22 protein-coding genes are annotated in these 21,765 nt (G+C 38.6%); 21 read left to right on the top strand and 1 reads right to left on the bottom strand.

What is annotated here, in order from left to right:
- Positions 1-70 precede the first annotated feature (70 nt).
- From ACESTK_RS00615 to ACESTK_RS00600, 4 genes are read left to right on the top strand one after another with little or no spacing between them, the layout of a single operon-like run.
- Complete coding sequence (locus tag ACESTK_RS00615; RefSeq protein ID WP_055062744.1) at positions 71-2,401, top strand: VirB4-like conjugal transfer ATPase, CD1110 family; 2,331 nt, start codon at positions 71-73, stop codon at positions 2,399-2,401.
- A gap of 13 nt (positions 2,402-2,414) precedes the next feature.
- Positions 2,415-2,816, top strand: a complete 402-nt coding sequence (locus ACESTK_RS00610; RefSeq protein ID WP_055303985.1) for a DUF6075 family protein — start codon at positions 2,415-2,417, stop codon at positions 2,814-2,816.
- Between the two features lie 6 nt (positions 2,817-2,822).
- Complete coding sequence (gene srtB / locus ACESTK_RS00605) at positions 2,823-3,590, top strand: class B sortase (RefSeq protein ID WP_117460456.1); 768 nt, start codon at positions 2,823-2,825, stop codon at positions 3,588-3,590.
- A gap of 39 nt (positions 3,591-3,629) precedes the next feature.
- On the top strand, positions 3,630-5,333 hold the full coding sequence (locus ACESTK_RS00600) for a lysozyme family protein (protein WP_118374199.1): 1,704 nt from the start codon (positions 3,630-3,632) through the stop codon (positions 5,331-5,333).
- A 64-nt stretch (positions 5,334-5,397) separates the two neighbouring features.
- On the opposite strand, the gene ACESTK_RS00595 is transcribed toward ACESTK_RS00600, so the two are convergent.
- Positions 5,398-5,850, bottom strand: coding sequence for a hypothetical protein (locus ACESTK_RS00595; RefSeq protein WP_118374200.1), 453 nt, complete (start codon positions 5,848-5,850; stop codon positions 5,398-5,400).
- A gap of 225 nt (positions 5,851-6,075) precedes the next feature.
- On the opposite strand from ACESTK_RS00595, the gene ACESTK_RS00590 reads away from it, so the two are divergent.
- The 17 genes from ACESTK_RS00590 (at position 6,076) to ACESTK_RS00510 (ending at position 21,759) form a co-directional block, all read left to right on the top strand.
- Positions 6,076-6,411: a helix-turn-helix domain-containing protein gene (locus ACESTK_RS00590; protein ID WP_055291077.1), complete on the top strand. Its 336-nt coding sequence runs from the start codon at positions 6,076-6,078 to the stop codon at positions 6,409-6,411.
- A 155-nt stretch (positions 6,412-6,566) separates the two neighbouring features.
- Positions 6,567-6,782 (top strand): hypothetical protein, encoded by a 216-nt coding sequence (locus ACESTK_RS00585; protein ID WP_117537645.1) that lies wholly within the window; start codon positions 6,567-6,569, stop codon positions 6,780-6,782.
- 186 nt (positions 6,783-6,968) lie between these two features.
- A complete protein-coding gene (locus tag ACESTK_RS00580) occupies positions 6,969-7,175 on the top strand; it encodes a helix-turn-helix transcriptional regulator (RefSeq protein WP_118374201.1) in 207 nt (68 codons plus the stop codon).
- Between the two features lie 41 nt (positions 7,176-7,216).
- Positions 7,217-10,081, top strand: coding sequence for an ATP-dependent DNA helicase (locus ACESTK_RS00575; RefSeq protein WP_148336042.1), 2,865 nt, complete (start codon positions 7,217-7,219; stop codon positions 10,079-10,081).
- Between the two features lie 15 nt (positions 10,082-10,096).
- Positions 10,097-10,852: a hypothetical protein gene (locus ACESTK_RS00570; RefSeq protein ID WP_118374202.1), complete on the top strand. Its 756-nt coding sequence runs from the start codon at positions 10,097-10,099 to the stop codon at positions 10,850-10,852.
- Entirely contained in the window at positions 10,830-12,716 is a 1,887-nt protein-coding gene (locus ACESTK_RS00565; protein ID WP_148336043.1) for a site-specific DNA-methyltransferase, read from the top strand. Before ACESTK_RS00570 ends, ACESTK_RS00565 begins: the two co-directional genes overlap by 23 nt.
- 3 nt (positions 12,717-12,719) lie before the next feature.
- Positions 12,720-15,347, top strand: a complete 2,628-nt coding sequence (locus tag ACESTK_RS00560; protein WP_118374203.1) for a DEAD/DEAH box helicase — start codon at positions 12,720-12,722, stop codon at positions 15,345-15,347.
- A 30-nt stretch (positions 15,348-15,377) separates the two neighbouring features.
- The gene (locus ACESTK_RS00555; protein ID WP_118374204.1) at positions 15,378-16,361 is read left to right on the top strand and encodes a YafY family protein; all 984 of its coding nucleotides are present in this window, start codon (positions 15,378-15,380) and stop codon (positions 16,359-16,361) included.
- Positions 16,362-16,392: 31 nt separating this feature from the next.
- Positions 16,393-17,493, top strand: coding sequence for a YhcG family protein (locus ACESTK_RS00550; protein ID WP_229027226.1), 1,101 nt, complete (start codon positions 16,393-16,395; stop codon positions 17,491-17,493).
- A 227-nt stretch (positions 17,494-17,720) separates the two neighbouring features.
- Positions 17,721-18,320 (top strand): transcriptional repressor LexA, encoded by a 600-nt coding sequence (lexA, locus tag ACESTK_RS00545; protein WP_002587849.1) that lies wholly within the window; start codon positions 17,721-17,723, stop codon positions 18,318-18,320.
- A 130-nt stretch (positions 18,321-18,450) separates the two neighbouring features.
- Positions 18,451-19,176, top strand: coding sequence for an ImmA/IrrE family metallo-endopeptidase (locus tag ACESTK_RS00540; RefSeq protein WP_055196061.1), 726 nt, complete (start codon positions 18,451-18,453; stop codon positions 19,174-19,176).
- On the top strand, positions 19,173-19,421 hold the full coding sequence (locus tag ACESTK_RS00535) for a hypothetical protein (RefSeq protein ID WP_002594701.1): 249 nt from the start codon (positions 19,173-19,175) through the stop codon (positions 19,419-19,421). Before ACESTK_RS00540 ends, ACESTK_RS00535 begins: the two co-directional genes overlap by 4 nt.
- Positions 19,422-19,732: 311 nt before the next feature.
- Positions 19,733-20,320, top strand: coding sequence for a hypothetical protein (locus ACESTK_RS00530; RefSeq protein WP_055291085.1), 588 nt, complete (start codon positions 19,733-19,735; stop codon positions 20,318-20,320).
- Between the two features lie 105 nt (positions 20,321-20,425).
- The gene (locus ACESTK_RS00525; protein WP_118374205.1) at positions 20,426-20,992 is read left to right on the top strand and encodes a type II toxin-antitoxin system PemK/MazF family toxin; all 567 of its coding nucleotides are present in this window, start codon (positions 20,426-20,428) and stop codon (positions 20,990-20,992) included.
- A complete protein-coding gene (locus ACESTK_RS00520; RefSeq protein ID WP_002594704.1) occupies positions 20,979-21,185 on the top strand; it encodes an excisionase in 207 nt (68 codons plus the stop codon). Before ACESTK_RS00525 ends, ACESTK_RS00520 begins: the two co-directional genes overlap by 14 nt.
- 99 nt (positions 21,186-21,284) lie before the next feature.
- Positions 21,285-21,512: an excisionase gene (locus tag ACESTK_RS00515; protein ID WP_002594705.1), complete on the top strand. Its 228-nt coding sequence runs from the start codon at positions 21,285-21,287 to the stop codon at positions 21,510-21,512.
- Complete coding sequence (locus ACESTK_RS00510; protein WP_023920548.1) at positions 21,478-21,759, top strand: excisionase; 282 nt, start codon at positions 21,478-21,480, stop codon at positions 21,757-21,759. The genes ACESTK_RS00515 and ACESTK_RS00510 overlap by 35 nt, the downstream gene beginning before the upstream one ends.
- Positions 21,760-21,765: the final 6 nt, after the last annotated feature.

Raw genomic sequence — 21,765 nt, 5'->3', positions numbered from 1 at the left:
ACCAATTTGATGTATCGTCACTAAAATTAGTGGCGATATTTTTTTACCATAAAGGAGGTTATGAGTTTTTATGATTAAGACTCTTACGAACCTGTTTAAACAGGATAAAGAAAAATTTGTTGTACCGAAAGGTGTGCAGGACGTTATTCCCGTGGCAGCTATCTTTGATGATGGCATTTTCAAAGTGGGAAAGGATAAATATTCAAAGACTTATCGATTTACGGATATTAACTATGCAGTGGCAAGTCGTGAGGATAAGGAAGCGATGTTCCTTGAATATTCCGAACTTCTGAACTCCCTTGACAGTGGTGCAACGACAAAAATCACAATCAATAATCGTCGGCTCAACAGACTGGATTTTGAGCAGACAATTCTTATTCCGACAACCGGAGATAATCTGGACGAATATCGAGAGGAATACAATAAAATGCTTCTTGATAAGGCAACGGGTGCAAACTCCATTGTTCAGGATAAGTATATTACCATTTCCATCAACAAAAAGAGTGTGGAGGACGCAAGAACTTATTTTGCCCGTGTCGGTGCAGATTTGATTGCTCACTTCGGCAGGCTCGGAAGTAAATGTGTGGAACTGGAAACAGACGAAAGACTTCGTATTTTTCACGACTTTTATCGTGTGGGAGAGGAAAGCTCTTTCCATTTTGATATTAAGGAAACAAGAAAAAAGGGACACGATTTTAAGGATTATATCTGCCCTGACACAATGGAATTTGAAAAGGACTATTTCAAGATGGGAAACCGTTATGGAAGAGTCCTTTTTCTTCGTGAATATGCGTCCTATATCAAAGACAGTATGGTAGCGGAACTTACGGATATGAACAGAAATCTGATGATGTCCATTGATATTGTTCCCGTTCCAACTGATGAAGCAGTAAAAGAAGCAGAGAACCGTTTGCTTGGTGTGGAAACCAATATCACGAACTGGCAGCGTAGGCAGAATGCCAATAATAACTTCTCTGCAACTGTTCCGTATGATATGGAGCAGCAGAAGAAAGAAATGAAAGAGTTCCTCGATGACCTTACAACCCGTGACCAGAGAATGATGTTCGCTGTTATCACGATGGTTATTACAGCAGACAGTAAGGAGCAGCTTGAGAATGATACGGAAGCATTGCTTACCACAGCAAGAAAACATCTTTGCCAGTTCGCAACGCTGAGATTTCAGCAGGTAGACGGACTCAATACGGTAATGCCGTTTGGAACGAGAAAGATTGATGCGTTCAGAACACTTACCACAGAGAGCCTTTCGGTATTTATCCCATTCAGGGTGCAGGATATTTTCCACGAGAACGGTATCTATTACGGTCAGAATGTTATCAGCAAAAATATGATTATCGCAGACCGTAAGCAGCTTTTGAATGGTAACTCCTTTATTCTCGGTGTATCCGGTGGTGGTAAGTCGTTTGCAGCAAAGGGAGAAATCATCAATCAGGTGCTTTCTTCGGATGCAGATATTATTATTATTGACCCTGAGCGAGAGTATTCACAGCTTGTCAATGCGATGGGTGGAGAAGTAATCAATATTTCTGCTACTTCTGACAATCACATCAATGCAATGGATATGAATAAGGATTACGGCGACGGTGCAAACCCTGTCATTTTGAAATCTGAGTTTATTATGTCCCTTTGTGAACAGCTTATCGGAGGAACAAATCTCGGAGCGAAGCAGAAGTCTATCATTGACCGTTGCACGGCAAGCGTGTATCGCAGTTACCAGCAGAATGACTATCAGGGACATATACCGACCTTGCAGGATTTCAGGGCAGAACTTTTGCAGCAGGACGAACCGGAAGCAAAGGAACTGGCACTTGCCATTGAACTTTTCACACACGGTTCTCTGAATACCTTTGCAAAGCAGACGAATGTGGATACCAATAATCGCCTTATCTGCTATGACATTCTTGATTTGGGTAAACAGCTTATGCCGATTGGTATGCTTGTTGTCCTTGACTCTATCCTGAACCGTATCACACAGAACCGTGCAAAGGGTAAGAACACCTTTATCTTCATTGATGAGATTTATCTTCTGTTCCAGCACGAATACTCTGCAAACTTCCTCTTTACCTTGTGGAAGCGTGTGAGAAAATACGGTGCATACGCAAGTGGAATCACTCAGAATGTCGATGACCTTTTGCAGAGCCACACAGCGAGAACAATGCTTGCAAACTCAGAGTTCATCATTATGCTGAATCAGGCTTCCACAGACAGGCTTGAGCTTGCAAAACTTCTGAATATTTCTGACCTCCAGATGTCCTATATCACGAATGTGGAAGCAGGACACGGACTTATCAAGGTGGGAAGTTCGCTTGTACCGTTTGCAAACAAATTCCCTAAGAACACGAAACTTTATAAACTGATGACAACCAAACCAGGCGAAGCATAAGGAGGGATTTACAATGTCTAAGATTCAATTTCGCAATGCTGCACACAGAGATTTTGTATTGGAAAATCTGGATAAGTGCAAAGTCAACGACTGCTATCACAGAGCATTTTTCTATGTGATGGGTATTTCAGAAGAAACAAGAATGAACATCGGAAAGATGTTTGATTTTAAGAGGGATTGCATTATACCGGAAGGTATGCACGGCGGTTGGCAGACAAGTGGCACAGTCAAGGTCTGCCACCTTGCCTTTAATCTCTGGAATGGATTTACGGAAGAAGGCAGGGAAAATCTCTATACACCGGAGGAACTGTTCTGTTGCGGATATGCTCCGTATTTCATGGAGGGTATCAAGTTGAGGTATCCGGAGTATTGCAGAGATTTGACTCCACCTAAGAGAAAAGATATGGAAAGGTAAGAGAAAATGAGCAGAAAAATCTATATTATTATTGCGATGGTGTTTACGGTAGTGTTGTCTGTAAGCACCTTCTTTATTATCCGTAATCACATTGACTCTGCCAAGCAGAATGAAGTCTATGATAATCTTGCAGAGATTGTGCAGGACGAGCCGCCAAAGGAAAATGAGGGAGTGACGTTTTCGGAAGATAAGGACTATCTTGCAGAATATCTTGAACTCTATCGGCAGAATGAGGATATGGTGGGTTGGATAAAGGTTGAGGATACCAATATCAACTATCCGGTCGTGCAGTCTGTAAATGAGCCGAACTTCTACCTGAAGCACAAGTTTGATAAGACCTATTCTGCTTATGGCTGTCCATATGTGCAGGAAAATTGTGATGTGCAGAAACCTTCAGATAACATCATTATTTACGGACACCACATGAATGACGGTTCTATGTTTACGGGACTGATGAAGTACAGAAACAAGAGCTTTTGGGAAGGTCATAAGACGATTACCTTTGATACACTGACGGATAGACACCAGTATGAAGTGATTGCAGTCTTTAAGACGGTTGTTTATACAAACAGCTCTGACAGCTTTAAGTATTATGAGTTTACGGACGCAGAAAATGTGGCAGAGTTTGATGCGTATGTTGCCAAGTGCAAGGAACTTTCTCTGTATGATACCGGAGTATCGGCAGAGTATGGCGACAAGCTGATTTCTCTTTCTACTTGTGAATATTCAAGAAACAATGGCAGGCTTGTTGTTGTCGCTAAGAGAGTGGATTAAACCCCACTCTCTATTATTTTTCGAGAAAGGAGGAAACCGATGGCTGATATAAAAACAAGAGATACAAGCAAAGGTACAATCAAGACCATAAATAAGGCAGCAGTTGCCACGGAGCGAATGAAGAAAGCCTATGTAATGACGAAAGATAAGGCAGAACATTCCACTAACGCTTCGGAAAATTCCGCAGAGGAATATGCTTCCGATAAAATCGAAGCGGCAACGGATAGGACTGTTCACGAAACTGCATACCGTGCAGATAAAGTCGGCAGATGGGGTGTGCGTGAAACAAGACAGAATTATCAGAAAGCCAAAACGGGAATTGAGAATTTCAAGACCAAGCGTGCAGAGAAACAGCTTCAGAAACAATCGGTCAATCCTGTCGGAAAACAGAGCATCCGAACTCTGGAGCGTACGGAGAAAACAATTAAACAGTCTGCAAGGTCGGCAGGAAATACGACAGTCAAGACCGTATCGAAAGGTGCGACCAATACTGTTCAAAGGTCGGTTAAGACCGCAGAACAAACGGCAAAGACTTCTATTAAGACCACAAAAGAAGCTGCCATTATAGCACAGAAAACAGCAAAAACAACAGCCAAAGCAACACAGAAAGCAGCTCAGACGGCAAAGAAAGCGGCGAAAGCCACAGCAGATACCGTCAAAGCGACAGCGAAAGCTACCGTTGCGACAGTCAAAGCGATTATTGCAGGGACAAAAGCACTTGTAGCAGCAATCGCAGCAGGCGGTTGGATAGCGGTGTTGATTATTATGATTGTCGTATTGTTTGGTGCTGCCGTAGCAATGTTTGGAGGAGGAAGTGACAGTAATTCCTATACTCCGGTAAGTGCAGAGGTAGAAGCCTATGAACCCATCATACAGAAGTATGCCAAAGAGTACGGCATTCCTGAGTATGTAGAACTTATCAAGGCGGTTATGATGCAGGAAAGCGGTGGCAGAGGACTTGACCCTATGCAGGCAGCAGAGGGAAGTTTCAATACAAGGTATCCGCACGAACCTAATGGAATTAAAGACCCTGAATATTCTATCCAGTGTGGAGTTCAGGAATTGAAAGCGGCTCTTACTTCGGCAGAAGTGGAAAGTCCGATAGATATGGAGCATATCAAACTTGCCTTGCAAGGCTACAACTTCGGTAATGGGTATATTTCTTGGGCAAAAACAAAGTATGGCGGTTATTCTTATGCCAATGCAGTGGAGTTTTCCACTCAGCAGGCACAAAGGCTTGGTTGGGACAGTTATGGAGATACCCAATATCCGGCTCACGTTCTGAGATACTATCCGTATGGGCGAGCCTTTACTGCCGGAGGTAATCAGGCGATTGTTGAGGTTGCCTTGACACAGCTAGGCAATCAGGGCGGACAACCTTACTGGAGCTGGTACGGCTTTAATAGTCGAGTGGAATGGTGTGCCTGCTTCGTATCTTGGTGTGCTGACCAATGCGGGTATATTGAAAGCGGACTTGTTCTGAAATTTGCAGGTTGCGTGGATGGTGCAAACTGGTTTAAGTCAAATGGAAAATGGCAAGACCGCACTTATGAACCAAAGGTAGGAGATATTATCTTCTTTGATTGGGAAGGCGACGGTACAACAGACCACGTTGGTATCGTAGAGAAGTGTGAGAATGGCACAGTTTATACCGTAGAGGGCAACTCAGGCGACGCCTGCAAGCAAAGACAGTACGCAGTCGGAAGCAGCAATATCTATGGATACGGTATTCCGGCATATTAAAAATTCCAGACGGTGTCTGGAAAATTGAAAAGATGGCTGCTCAGTTGAGTAGCCATCGGGTACATTATGAGAAATCAGTTGTTTTTCTGTTATTCAGGAAAATATGGTGTGTGTGATAAGTGAAGCTGAAAAGCATATCGGCATTTTCTTTACTGCCGTCTAAAAAGGAAATATCATCGGCAAGGATAAAAAGAATTGCTAACAGCTTCTTGATATATCCAGTGTAGCAGGCATAATCTACATAGATGTTGGCGATATATCCCTCGGCAAATTCTATCAGGTCAGCGTCAATTTCAAAGCTATTGGATAGTTCGTAAACGGTTTTGATAAATTTATCCTTGTCAGCAATTCGCTCTTTACTTGGAACACTTCTGCGGTTCTTCTGTATAAATTTTAAAAAATCATCAGCTTCCGTAAAGTCGGGAGTAACTGAGCTGTCAGTTCCCAAATCTGTTTTGTAATCCTCAAATTTCTCTTTTTCAAACCGATTACTGAATATTATCTTTTGTTCGTCCATTCCTTTTACCCCTAAGTTTATTCTATGGAGATTGTTTAACTTGGCTCTTGGGTTGTGATTTGTCTTTCGCCATTAACAATCGTGAATTACTACTTTTATAGTATAACATAAAAATAGTTGGGAATCATCACTAATAGTTGGTTTGGCTTCCTTTGGGTGCGTGTGATTTGAAATCGACTTAACCTATACTATTAGTTATGGAAACACACTAAAGGAGGTGATGTGATGAAGCTCGATACAATCGGCAAGAATATAAGAAAGTTCCGACTTGCGAGGAAATTACGTCAAGAAGATTTGGCTGAGAGAACAGATTTGACAACAAATTATATTGGTATGGTTGAGCGTGGAGAGAAAATTCCGTCACTCGAAACTTTCATAAAGATAGTAAATGCTTTAGGTGTATCATCGGATATGGTTCTTACAGATGTTCTGGAAACGGGATATACAGTCAAGAACTCAATGCTGAATGAGAAGCTTGAAAAACTTGTTCCTGAAGATAGAAACAGAATTTATGAAGTCATAGATACACTTGTGAAGCAGTCAAAGCAAATACTTCCATAAAACACAGAAGTTCGTCCTAATCGACGAGCTTTCTTTTTTTCAGTATAAAAAATTTCTGCTATCGACAAATTTTTCGGGACTTCGACAGAGAGAATATGCTATAACAACAACTGTCAGTGATAGACACATACTAATAGACATAGGAGGAAGTAGAAGTGAACGACATTTTCAGACAAATAGCGAAAGAAAATGGAACAACCGAAAAAGCAGTAAAAGAGGAAATGCAGTTTGCCATTCGGGAAGCAATGAAAAGTGCTGAACCGGAAGCAATAGCTTTTTGGAAAGTAGTTGCACCGGACGGAAAAGAGCCGCCGATAGAAAAGGTCATAGCAATGATTGCATTGAATGTTAATAATAGAATGTATAATTGAGGTGCTTCGGCATCTCTTTTTTAGTATTCTTTAAAAGAGTCGTATTAGGTGTTTGTAAAAAGTGACACCTTAGTGTCTGAAAGGTTACATTTCTGTCCGAAATCTTGAAATGCCTGAAAATTTAATATATAATGTTAAATGGTTAACTGTAACGAAGAAGAATTATAAGATGAAGAGGTGTTACTGATGAAGATATGCTATAACAAACTTCAAAAACTTATGATTGACAATCAAATGAAAAGACAGGATTTAATGCGTGCAGCCGAAATTACATCATACGCTGCAACGAAGATAAATAAGAATGAGCCAGTATCTCTTGAAGTACTGATGAGGATATGTCAGGTGTTTCATTGTGACATCGGAGATATATGCGAAGTTATTTTAGATGAATAAAGAAAAGTGGATTTTACTGGGACGGAATAGGAGCTGTTTATATGTTTAATTATGGAAATGCAAACGAAGCTCAAAAAGAAGCAATAAGTGCCACAGACGGTCTTGTGCTTATCACAGCAGGACCCGGTACAGGTAAAACATTTACACTTGTTAAGAGGGCGGTTTATCTTATTCAAGAATGTGGCATACAACCTGAACAAATAATGATGGCTACTTTTACGGAAAAGGCAGCTAAAGAACTTATAACCCGTATTACAAATGAGTTAGCAGAAAGGAATATTTCTGTCAATGTAAATGAAATGTATATTGGTACATTTCACTCTTTATGTTTGAGGATTATAAAAGAGAATTTAGAGTTTACAAGACTTAAACGAAATTATCGTTTACTTGATACTTTCGACCAAAAGTATCTTGTGTTTAGAAATTTTCATAAATTCAAGAATATAGAGGGAATTGATGAGCTTCTTTCAAAGGGAGGTTCTTGGAAACGGTCTGATGAGATTTGCACATATATCAACCATTTGTCTGAAGAAATGGTTGATATTGAAGCATTGCAGTCAGATGATAATCCTGGGATAAGAACACTTGGAAGAGTGCTGTCTGTTTATCAAGAAATGCTTGAGGAAGGAAATTTGATTGATTTCTCAACAATTCAGACTGAATGTTACAAATTGCTTATGCAGAATAAACAGATATTAGAAGAATTACAAGATAAACTGCAATATCTTATGATAGATGAATATCAGGATACAAACTACATACAGGAACAGATAGTGTTTTTGCTTGGAGCTAAACATCATAATATATGCGTTGTAGGAGATGATGACCAAGGTTTATATCGTTTTAGGGGTGCAACTATCCGTAATATACTTGAATTTCCGCACAAATTTGAAAATGAGGGATGTAAGATTATTCCGCTGGTAGTAAATTATCGTTCTAATAGTGATATTGTGGATTTTTATAACGAATGGATATCAACTACATCGGGGCATAAATTCAAATTTTCTTGGGATAGATATCGCTATCAAAAGAAAATTGAGCCACACGTAAAGTCCGATATACAAAGTCCTGCGGTAGTAAAATTATTTAGCAAAGATGATGAAGATGAGTGGCATGAGAAAATACTTGGTTTTATTAAGGAGTTAAAAGAATCAGGAAAGCTTACGGATTACAACCAACTGGCTTTTTTATTCAGCTCGGTTAAGCATCAGCGAGTAACAGCACTTGCAAATTTTTTGGAGAGAAATGGAATAAATGTCTATTCTCCTCGTTCAGATATGTTTTTCAAACGTGATGAGATAAAACTGGCATTGGGGTGTTTAATGCTTATGTTTCCTAAATATGTAATGAAACTTGAAAAACAAGAATTTGATTTTTTGCAGGTAGAACATTACCGATATTATAGGGAATGCATTGTTGCTGCTAATGAATATGTTACTAGGGCGGATAATAAAGAACTATTACAGTTTATTAGAAAACACGGCAAAGTACACGCAGGGTTGACTGGAACGACGGATTATGCTTATTCAGGATTGCTTTATAAGTTGTTTATGTTTAGACCTTTTAGCGATATTCTTGATACAGATATGAGTGTAGGTGTTGTTGATATTCGACCTACAAGAAATCTTGCTTTACTTACACAGATAATCGGTAAGTTTGAGTATCTGCATAGAGTTGATGTATTTAATGGTTCATATATTGATAGAAACACAGAACTACTTTTTAATCTTTATTTAAAACTACTTTATGACGGTGGAATATCTGAGTATGAAGACGAGGCGGAGTATGCACCGAGTGGTTGTGTGTCATTCCTTACAATACATCAATCTAAAGGAATGGAGTTCCCAATTGTATTGGTGGATTCTTTAAGTAATGTACCGAGAAAAACATATAAAGACCTTATGACAGAAGTCGAGGAAAAATATTTCCATAGACCGGCATTTGAACCTTATGACCAAACAAAGTATTTTGATTTTTGGAGATTATACTATACGGCTTTTTCAAGGGCACAGAATTTGCTCGTACTTACCTGCGATGAAAATAAACGTACTCCAAGCCAATACTTTAGAGATATTTATGATGAAATTCAGAGTGTGGATAGTGACGAATTTGATTTAAGCGAATTTTCTTTTCAATCTGTAAAGAAGGTAAATTTGAAAAATTCCTTTTCGTTTACTTCTCACATTACAGTTTATGAAACTTGTGCTTTACAGTATAAGTTCTATAAGGAACTTGAATTTATGCCTGTTCGACAGAACGCTATGATGTTCGGTACTTTGGTTCATGAAACCATTGAAGATATTCATAGAGCTGCTATCAGAGGAGAAGTCGATAAAATCACTAACGATAATATTGCTACTTGGTTTGAGTCAAATTATAATTCGCTTGTTAAGTCGGAGCATACTTATTTGGCTGAGCCACAGCGTAATGCAGCACTCAGTCAAGTAGAACGATATGCAGAGAGAATGGACGGCAAATGGGCATCTGTTCAGCAGGCTGAGGTAGATGTAAGTCTTGTTAAAGAGGACTATATCATAGATGGTAAGATTGACCTTGTCAAAGGCGTTGACGGTACAGTTGAAATAGTTGATTTCAAATCTGAGCGAAAGCCAGATATGGTTAAGATGCGAGAAAGGTTAGAACATTATCGTAGACAATTACAAATCTATGCTTATCTTATTGAACAGAGAACCGGACAGAAGGTAAGCAAAATGCATCTCTACTATACGGGAGAAGAAAATGGTAATCCGATGATAACATATCCTTATACAAGGACTGCTATTGAAGGAACAGTTGCAGCTTTTGATGATACTGTACATAAAATTCTTAGGAAGGATTTTAAGCATCGCTGCGATGATGCGAAAACTTGTAAGAACTGCGATTTTCGATACTACTGCAATAAGTAACGAGAGGTAGAGTGTATGGCAGAACATAGAGTTAGGAAAAATAATATTATATATATTATTCCAACAGATGAACTTTTCATAAAATGGAAAAATGATGAAGCTTTTATAGATGAATATGGCAGGTTGATGAATCGAAAACCACATAGGGTACTTAAGGAATTAAAGCATTATGTGGCTGATAGTGTGGTGCAGAAAAGTTATGCTTCTCCTATAAAAGATTTAGTTCGAGATAAGATGGTGGAATATTCTAAATATGCCATTGACCGAGCAGAAGATGTTTTCTTCTATGAAGTAATTCCTAATGTTTGGCATAAGCATATAGTCCCACTTTGGAAGGGGGCAAAAGATGTTTTATTTTCTAAAGAGCTTAAGATAGACCAGATAAAATGTGAAACAGAACATAAGGTAGTTGAGAATCAGCCAATATTGTCTGAAATTATGACAAAGGAAGAAGTAGATGCAGAAAAGCGAAAACTTCTTTATCATTGGATTGGGCTGTTAAGCAGTCTTACGAAACTTCAAAATGCAGGAGAGCTTGATGTTGAATCCACTTTAGCACAGCTTACAGAACCAATGATGATTGAAAGAGTGAATGCTTTGCTGAGTGAAAATCCTAATCTGTTGGAAACTGATAAATATATTCTACTTCATAGTTTACTGGGGCGGGATTTGTATATGGAAGGACGACTTATACCGATTAGAGCCACAGAAATAAATATGGTAGCAAAGAATAACGGAGGATTAAAAAATGGAAGGACAAATGACTTTTGAATTTGATAAACGCCCGACAATTAAGGGATATCCAGAGCTTAGATGGACGGGAAAGCGTCCCTATGAGTCTACACAATATTATCCGGCTCAGCTTCGTGAAAGATATGGTGAGGAAACTAACGGCTGGATAAATAAGATATTTTGGGGAGATAACTTACAGGTTATGAGCCATTTGCTTAAAGAATATCGTGGGGAAATTGACCTTATTTATATAGACCCACCATTTGATAGTAAAGCTTACTATAAGAAAAGCATACGTATTAAATCAAATAGTGCAACAAGTGATACGGCATCTTTTGAGGAAAAACAATATGGAGATATTTGGAACAATGATGGTTATCTTCAATTTATGTACGAAAGATTGATAATTATGCGAGAATTATTGTCAGATTCAGGTACATTATATTTACATTGTGATTGGCATCAATCATCACATTTGAGGTGTATATTAGACGAATTGTTTGGTCCAATGAATTGTCATAATGTTATAACATGGAAACGTTCACACGCACAGGGGAATGCTGGTCAGGGAACAGAGCATTTTGGAATTGTAACTGACACGATTTTTATTTATTCTAAGACAGGACATCCTATATGGAACCAGCAGTATTTAGCATATTCAAAGGAAACTATTGAAAGAGATTATAAATATATAGATGAAGTTACTGGAGAAAGGTATCGATTAACACCCGTTGATGGACCAGGTGGAGCAAGTAAAGGAAATCCCTATTACGAATTCTTAGGAGTATCGGGATATTGGAGATATTCAAAAGAAACTATGCAGTCCTTATATGAAGCCGGAGAAATACAATTGTCTTCAACAGGAAAATCTCTTAGTAGAAGAAGATATTTGAAGGATGCAAAAGGAACTCCTGTTACAGACTTATGGGACGATTTAAATCGTGTTAGTCCTACATCATCTGAAAGGTTAGATTATCCTACCCAGAAACCGGAATGTTTACTTGAACGAATCATGAGAACATCTTCTAATCCAGAAAGTTTGGTGTTTGATTGCTTTATGGGAAGTGGAACAACCCAAGCTGTAGCAATGAAACTTGGAAGAAAATTTATTGGGGCAGATATTAACCTTGGCTCAATTCAAACAACTACTAAACGTCTTATCAATGTAGCAAAAGAGTTAGATAGTCAGTTGCAGGAAAACCAGAAATATACTGGATTTGAAGTTTATAACGTTAATAATTATGATTTTTTTAGGAATCCTTTGGAAGCGAGAGATTTGATTATTCAAGCGCTTGAGATTCAACCGTTTCCTCAGAGCGATGTGTGGGACGGAGAACTTGACGGTCGAATGGTTAAAATTATGCCAGTAAACCGTATTGCAACTAAGGCAGATTTGGAAGAATTAAAAGCAAATCTTCCATATAAAACATATGAAAAAAGAAAGGCAGATAATCCGACTCAACCTGTAGAAAGAATAACCATTGTTTGTATGGGACACGAACCTGATTTAAAGGCTTCTTTGGAGCAGGGACTTTCTGAGTATAAACTGGATATTGAAATTGTGGATATTCTCAGAGATAAGAAAGACTTACAACTGAAACGAGAGGCGGAGGCAGAGATTGTCAAAGAGGGAAGTAAACTGGTTATTAGGTCGTTCTATCCAATGAATCTTATGCAGAAACTTTCTTTACAAAAAGAATATGTGGAGGATTGGCGTCAGCTAGTAGAGTCAATAATGATTGACTGGAATTACGATGGAGTGGTTATGCAGCCAACGATAACTGATGTGCCAGACAAGAAAGAAATTGTAAGTGGTATTTATGATATTCCTGAAGATGCAGGAACTATTCGAGTTAAGATTACAGACTTGTTGTCGGAGTCATTGGAAATGGAGGTTGAATAACCTATGGCAAAAAATACAAAAGCATTTGTTCAGGATTTTGCTTTCTATGAACAGCTATGGGAATATTACAGCAAAAATAGAGGAAAAATCCGTTCAAGATACAATGACTTAACAAAAAAATTCCTTGCATATAATGATAGCAACGAAAATAGTGATGCATTTCTGCGTGAACCACAATTTGAAGCCTTGGAGATGTATGTTTTTGTCAAGGAATTTATGGATAATGCCCATATGTATCAAATGTTCGATGAATGGAGAAAAAGAGAAAATAGATTTTCAGATGCGTCGTATTATACTATTCACAAAGGCGGTCAGGGGACACTTTTAGATATGGGTGATGAGCAGAACGAAATTGTGTTTAAGCAGATGAAGAAGTATAAGGAAGATTATCCTAACTATATTTATGCTTTAACTATGGGACTTGGCAAGACTATTCTTATGGCTACTTGTATTTTCTATGAGTTCCTACTTGCCAAGAAATACCCAAAGGATAAAAGATTTTGTCATAATGCATTGGTATTTGCACCAGATAAGACTGTTTTGGAATCTCTTCGAGAGATTATGACCTTTGATAAAACGAAGGTTGTGCCACCAGAATATGCTCATGTTTTAGACCAAAACATAAAGTTCCATTTCCTTGAAGGGACAGGTATAACGCTTCATACAATTGATGATTCTGATTTTAATATAGTTATTTCTAATAATCAGAAAATCATTGTAAAGAAAAAACGTAAGGAGGATACACCGGTAGATATCCTTTTCGGCTCAGGTTCATTACTCGCAGATGTTTATGGAGGCAACGGCGATGATGGTTTTGACGTGTGGGACGATGCTTCATTGATTGATAATCAACGTTTTAAGAAACTTTGCCGTCTGCCACAGTTGGGTGTGTATGTCGATGAAGCACATCATTTGTTTGGAGCTAATTTGGAGAAAGAACTTCGTTCTGGTGGAGCAAACAAGACCACTCTTCGTAATACAATCAATATGCTTGCTGCAAGCACCTCTATTGTTGCGTGCTATAACTACACAGGTACACCGTATGTTAATAAGCAGGTGTTACCAGAGGTAGTATATGCCTATGGATTGAATGAGTCTATTGCTCACGGATATTTAAAAGATGCAGACCCGATTGGGTTTGAAAACGTTAAAAATGAGGAGTTTCTGCGTACTTCGATTACAAAATTTTGGGAACGCTATGGCGGTAAAACTTATGAAGGATTATTACCGAAGCTTGCTATTTTTGCAGCAAATGTTAAAGAAGCAACAGATGTGGTACGTCCTGCTGTTGAAAAAGTATTAAGTGAACTTGGTATATCGCTTTCGACTGTTTTGGTAAATACAGGCGACCCGTCTGTCACAAAAGATGAGGATATTAAAAATTTTAACAACCTTGATGTTATTGGTACTGAGGGAAGTAAAAAGCAATTTATTATCCTTGTTGAAAAGGGGCGAGAGGGTTGGAATTGTCGTTCACTGCTTGGAATTGCTTTATTTAGAAGTCCAAAATCAAAAGTATTTGTTCTACAGGCTACAATGCGTTGCTTAAGACAGCTTACAAAGGAACAGTTAAAAGCTACAATTTTCTTGTCAAAAGAGAATTATGACACGCTCGATGATGAACTTCGAAAAAATTATAATATGGAGATTTCAGATTTTGGTAAATCCCCAAATACAAATAAAAAAGTGTATAAGGTTCGTGTTTTACCGCCGCCAAGAAGTATTAAAATGAAAAGATTGTGGCACGAATATTCTCTCATCGAAAAGGAATATTCTGTACCTATTGATTTCCATTTGGCAGAATTGGACGAGTCAAAATATGAAGCTAAGATGTATGAAAAAGGAAGTTTGCGATTAGGATTATCTGAAAAGGAAACGAATATTGACTCTATGAAAGAGCAAGAGCGATTTAGCGAATTTTCTTTGACGGCAGAAATTTCACGGTATATGAATATTTCTTGCCTTACGATTGCTAAGATATTACGTGAGTCCGTGGACGGTTCAGATAATATTGTTGCAGCAGTTAATCGTCATAATGAGATTTTGGAAGATGTGATAATACCTGAAATTTTTCATACACTTTATGAGGTTAAGAGTACACAGAAAAGTGAAGATGTTGATATGGTACTTCTTAGGGAACCAAAAGATTCAGGATACTATGAGTTTTCTGCCAATGATGAGCTTGTAATTACCAAAGGACACAATAATTTCACTCCAAAGGAAGAAGCAAAGAGTTTCCATGCAGATACATATTGTTTCGACTCTAAACCAGAGAAAGAATGTTTTTTACAGTATATTTCAAGTAATAAGGTTAAGGAAATTTATTTTACTGGTATGTTTACTTCTAATCAAGGTGATTTGTCGGTGCAATATTATGACCCTGAGTCAAAGCGATTGAGAAAGTACTATCCTGATTTTCTTGCTCTAATGGAAGATGGTTCATATCAACTGATAGAGGTAAAAGGCGATAATAAGATAGATGATGAAGTTGTACTTGCCAAAAAAGCGGCAGCCGAGGAAATGGCAGTTGCAAGCGGTATCCACTATTTAATGTATGCAGGAAGTACGCTCATGAAATCAAATGTTTTAGAACCAACTTTAGTAGTTCAACAGGCAAGTATCGACATATAGATTTAATCAAGTGATGAGTATGTAAAAATTATGGAAACAAAGCCAAGGATTTTATATTTACAAAAGATTTTACTGGAAAGAACTGATGAAGAAAATCCTCTTTCCACAACACAGTTAATCAATATATTGAATGATGAATATGGAATATCTGCACATAGAACTACTGTTACGAAAGACATTGCTGCACTTCAAGAGTTTGGAATGGATATTGTTACTATCCATTCTACTCAGAGCAAATACTTTGTAGCCAGTCGTAAGTTTGAATTGCCGGAACTGAAACTGCTGATAGACGCAGTGGAGTCATCGAAGTTCATTACCAAGAAGAAAAGCGAAACTTTGATTGAGAAGATACATACGATGACCAGTCCGGGGCAGGTGGCAAAGCTGAAGCGTAATAACTATGTGGTCAATCGCATTAAGCCCGATAATGAGCAGATATATTACATCATCGACGCTATAAATGACGCCATCAATGCAAGTAAACAGATTTCTTTCCAGTATTACGATTATACCGGATTAAAGAAGAAGGTTCTGAAGAATAAGGGCGAAGTATATAAGCTCAGTCCGTATAAACTTCTCTGGTGTGGGGACTATTATTATGTTCTCGGATATTCTGAGAAGAAAAGTAAGGTTATCAATTTCAGGGTAGACCGTATTGCTTCCAAGCCGGAGATATTGGATAAAGATATTATTTCTATGCCTGATGATTTTGATATTGAGAATTACACAAAGGAAGTATTCTTTATGTTCTCAGGCGAGAAAGTTCTTGTGGATTTAAGATGTGATAATAGTCTGATGAAAACAATGGTTGACCGTTTCGGAGAAGATGTGACAACCCTTGCGTATGATATGACTTCCTTCAGAGTACAGACCGAAGTATCAGCCAGTCCTACCTTTTTCGGTTGGGTGTTTGGCTTTAATGGCAAGGTACAGATACTTGCACCGGAAAGTGTAAAAGAACAGTACAGACAGATGATTGCACAAGCCGATGAGGATATGCAGGAAAGCGAATAATTTGAAAATGAAATCCAAAGGAGCGATGGCTATGGAGAATAAATTAGAAAAAATCGGTCAAAATAGTTTTATGGATAATTTTGTTAAAACCGATGACATCTTAAAGGATATGTGTGGGATTATCGAGTCCTCACAAAAAGCTGCATATCAGGCTGTCAATACATTGCTCGTGCAGAGAAATTGGTTGATTGGTTACAGAATAGCAGAAGAAGAATTAGGTGGAGATGAACGCTCGGAGTATGGGCTAGAGGTAATAAAGAAAATTTCTAAAGAACTGACTCAGCGATATGGAAAAGGATATGATAGAAGTAATTTATATCATTGTCTGAAGTTTTATAAAACCTTTCCTGAAATTGTCGACACGGCGTGTAGACAATCCGGCGTTCTGCTTTCGTGGTCGCATTATAGAACATTATTACAGGTCAAAGACCCTGAAGCTCGTGACTGGTATGAGAAAGAAGCCGCAGAACAGACTTGGAGTGTTCGTACTTTGCAGAGGAACATTTCTTCTCAGTATTATTATCGTATGCTGGGGACACAGAAAAAAGAGCTTGTAGAAAGTGAAATGAAGGAACTGACTGCACCGTATCAGAATGATAAGTTGGAGTTCATTAAAAATCCGGTAGTTGCGGAGTTCTTAGGATTTTCGCAGAATACAGATTTTACAGAGAGTGACCTTGAGAAAAGTATCCTTTCCAATTTGCAGAAATTCTTGATGGAGCTTGGAAAGGGATATGCTTTTGTGGCAAGACAGCAGCATATTCATACGGAGAAGCAGGACTATTATATCGACCTTGTGTTTTACAATTACATACTGAAATGCTTTGTTCTCATCGACCTGAAAACAGAGAAGATAACACATCAAGATGTAGGACAGATGGACATGTATATCCGTATGTATGACGAACTGAAACGCAGTGAAGGCGATAACCCAACAATCGGTATTGTTCTTTGTTCCGATACAGATGATGATATTGCCCGTTATTCTGTTATGCACGGCAATGAACAATTATTTGCTTCCAAGTACAAATTATACCTGCCGACAAAAGAAGAACTGAAAGCGGAGATTGAAACTCAAAAGGCAATGTTCTATCTTCAACAGCAGGATAACGAAGAAAAGGAAACAGAATAGAATTTGTGCAGACGGTCTGCACAAATTGCAAAATCTAAGGTCATTGAACAAAAAAGCCTTTATGGGCGGAATTTTTCAATGAAAATATTGAAAGATACTGAGGTGTTAGCAAATTGCGACACCTCTTTTCTTTTGCGAAAAACCTACTTGAAAAAATTTTCGTATCAGGTATAATAAAACTATCGAAAGCAAACTGCTTCCGATAGAAAAGAAAGTGAGGTGCAGGTATGAGAAGCAAGAGTCCTGAACTTATGAGTGAGATAAAAAAGTATATCGAGGATTATTACCTGCAAAACAGACAATCCCCATCGACTACAAAGATTGCTGAAGCGGTTGGTATTGCCAGAGGTACAGCATATAAATACTTGGTAGAGATGGCTGAGAAGAATATGATTGAGTACGACGGGCAGGAGATTCGCACCAATGTGACCCGTAAGTACAGTGGCGAACAGACACAGACACCGATTGTAGGTTCTATTCCTTGTGGCAGTCCTCAGTATGAGGAAGAAAATATTGAAGAATATGTATCACTTCCTACTGCTATTTTCGGTAAAGGAGATTTCTTCATATTAAGAGCAAGCGGTCAGTCTATGATTGAAGCAGGGATTGATGACGGCGACCTTGTGGTTGTTAAAAAGCAGGTAGAAGCCAATGAGGGCGATATAGTAGTTGCCCTTGTGGATAATCAGAATACATTGAAACGTTACTTCCGAGATGATGAGAATAAGAAAATCATTCTCCACCCGGAAAATAAGAAGATGAAAGACATCATTGTAGATGAGTGCTGCATTCAGGGTGTGGCTTGTCACATCATCAAAGAACTATAACAGAGGACAGACGAATGAGAACACTTGAAGGAATTCGCTATCTAATCAATTTGGATAGTGCGGAAATACAACAGAACTTTGCCGGAGGAGTTGCACCGCCGGACAAGGTGGAGTCGGAGGTGGACACAACTTGAGTATTTATATGTCAAGAGCCGAGTTGGAAGAAATCAGCGAAGGCTTGATAACAGCGTATGCTAATAAGTTTAGCAATCGAGTGATTCAATCCATCGACATAGAACATTTCATTACAGAATTTCTTATGTTACGAATTGAATACGCTTCTTTCGCAGAAGATGATGCAGGCAGGATTGGTTTTCTGGCAGATGGAGCAACACCACTGCTGATACATCAGGACGGAAAAATTATTCCCTTTGTTTTCCCGAAAGATACCATCGTACTTGATAAATTTCTTCTTGCTGAAAAGGAGCAGGGACGTCGCAGATTTACAATGGCACACGAAGCGTCACATCATATCTTGAGTAAGATGTATGCAATGCCGAGTGAAGGACGCTTTCATGCAGAGTATGACAGTGAGCGTAGTTATTCCAAAGAGGAACTGGCTCAGATGTTTGCGTCTGTTGAGTGGCAGGCAGATACAATGGGAGCTTCGCTTCTTATGCCGAGAAGAATTATTGAAAATGCCTTGGCGAAATATAATCAGTCAAATCCGATAAGAGTTTATGGCGATAATACCATTACTTCAAAGGATAAAGCAGTTATCCGCAGAATGGCAGCTTATATCGGAGTATCTTATACAGCCTTGGTTATCAGATTGAGAGATATGGGGCTATTTGAGTATCACAATATCCTTGAGTACATTTCCAATGAGTTAAATCTGGGAGGTGTTTCTCAATGAGGTTACAGACTCAGGTAGCACCTGAAATACAAAAGAGATTGCTTCTGTCAAGAGTGGAAGCTGAAAGTCTGAAAGAGCGTGATATTCTCTGCCCGACTTGTGGGTTCAGGATACAAAGAGTTTTTTCAGACGCAACCGGACATTTGAGTGTGAAGTGTCAGAAATGCAAGAATGTCCATATCTTAAATCTCGCTTACTTCCGCAGAATCCGCAGGAACGGATATGGCAGGAATTGCAGGCGATGAAGATTACAAGTAAATATCGAAACGATTTCTAATCGAGTAAGCGGAGATAAGCAATTTATTTGCTAAACTACCAAGCACCGTACGAAGCCGGATAAGTGAAGAATAGAAGTATTCTTTGCTGTTCAGATTCGACGGTGCTTTTTTTGTTGCTGTTTTATTCGATTATGCTTCGTGCAGTATTAGGTCTTTTCCCTTACTTGGGAAAGGACTTTTATGTTTTATAACGCATGGCAGTGCCAGATAGCTGAGTACCCGTAATCTCCGAATTTTGAAACTTATCAATTTTTCAAAATTCAAAGGAGATTACGGAAATGAAAAACAAACTTACATTAACAGAACAAGAAGAATTATTTGTAAAGGATTGTAAACTGATAAATCTTAAATACGAATATAACGGTTATACCGGAGCTGAAAGATGGGCGATTATTACGGAATTATCGGTAAAAGAGCTTTGGGAGAAGTATCCCCTTGTTATAGAAAGATATTCTCCGTTTGTTCATCTTTCCATTGCACAGGGAGAGGTAATTGACGATGCAAACCGAAATGAGGACAAGTATGCAAAGAGAAGCAGTCGCACACTTGACTGCTATGGATATGACGATGAAATGTCCTCACAGTTCCATAAAGAACTTGCCATTATGTTTGACGACCCGTTTGAAAGAGCAGAGGAAGAAAGGCTTGAACTGGAAAGAGAAGAATTGCGTCAGTGTGAAATCAGGAAAGCAAGGATAGCACTTTCAATGTTGCAGCCACTTCAAAGGGAACGCCTTATGAAGAATGTGTGCTGCGGTCTGAGTTCCAGAGCGATTGCAAAGCAGGAGGGCGTATATTACAGCTCCGTAGATAAGTCTATTGCTGCGGCAAAGAAAAACTTTATCAAATTTTATGAAAATCTCTGATTTTGGGTGTGCATTTCAGCACCCTTTGTCCAAATGAGTGAAGGGGTTATTTCATTCCGGATACGAATGACACTTTAAAAATTAGATTCTTGTGAGGTTATGTATATGAAAGAAAAAATGATTTATCGTGGGGATTTATTCTACTATGACTTTGGAGATAACAGTGGTTCAGTACAAAGTGGAGAGCGTCCGGTACTTGTAGTTCAGGCAGACGATTACAACCAGAATGCTCCAACGATTATTGTTGCGGCAGTTACAAGTGTAATCAAGAAAAGATATTTGCCATCGCACATTATTCTCGGCGAGAAGTTTGGACTGAAGAAACCGTCAATGGTTCTTCTGGAGCAGATACGGACAGTCAATAGAGAGGATTTGCGTGAATACATAGGTACGGTAGATGATAATAAACTTTTCAGGCAGATAAACGCAACTTTGAAAAAGACTTTTGGACTTTGGGTTTACAAGCCGGAGGGGAAAGAAAATATTCGCTGCCTATGCCCAAAGTGCCTGAATGATTATATTCACAATCCGGACTATATTGTAAGGCGACTCGACCCATTTGCAAAGCGAAAAGATAGATGTGATAAGTGCGATGGGGATGGTTGGGATTATGTTGTTACCGACAGATATTCATCAAAGAAAGAAAAGAGGGGAAGCAATGACAGAAAATAAAATCATTATTCCTATCTGGAAAAAGTCCAATCTTACAGTAGAAGAAGCCGCAGCTTATTGTGGTATTGGCTCAAGAAAATTAAGAGAAATGTCCGACTCGGAGTTTTGCCCTTTTGTTCTTTGGAATGGAAGTAAGCGACTGATTAAAAGAAGAAAACTGGACGAATATCTTGATAATGCGTATTCGATATAGCTGATTTGTAAAATGTGCGATGGGTCGGTTCGCATAATAGGCTCATCGCCATTTTTTAATTATCATAAGGGCAGAAAAAAACAAGGAGGTGCTTCCGTAATGGCAGATACAGAAAAGATTATCCGAAAAAAATATGATGTGCCGATATGGCATAAGTCTAATTTGACGATTGATGAAGCAGTTGAATATTCTGGCATAGGTAGAGAAAGACTGAGAAAACTAACAAGCCAAGAAGAATGCCCATTTGTTCTTCATATAGGAAATCGTCGAATGATTAAGAGGAGGATTTTTGATGAATACATTGAAAAACTTACTTTCCTTGAATGATGATGAACGCTTACTTGCCGAAGTAAGAACATATCAGGAAAAACTCATAAGCAATGCTGAAGAACCGATATGGGAAAGAAAGTGGCTGACAATCGAAGAAGCCGCAGCATATTCCGGTATAGGGAGAACGAAGTTGCGTGAGTTGTCTAATCAAGCAGGTTGTCCCTTTGCAATATGGATAGGCAATAAAATCCATATTGTGAGGGAACGACTGGACAAATATATAGATAAGCAGTTTAGAATTTAGGAGGAT

The sequence above is a fragment of the Ruminococcus sp. Marseille-P328 genome (genome assembly GCF_964249465.1).
GTDB classification, from domain to species: Bacteria; Bacillota; Clostridia; order Lachnospirales; family Lachnospiraceae; genus Blautia_A; species Blautia_A faecis.
Note: the sequence above shows the minus strand (reverse complement) of the source record. Positions and strands in the feature narration are given on the sequence as shown.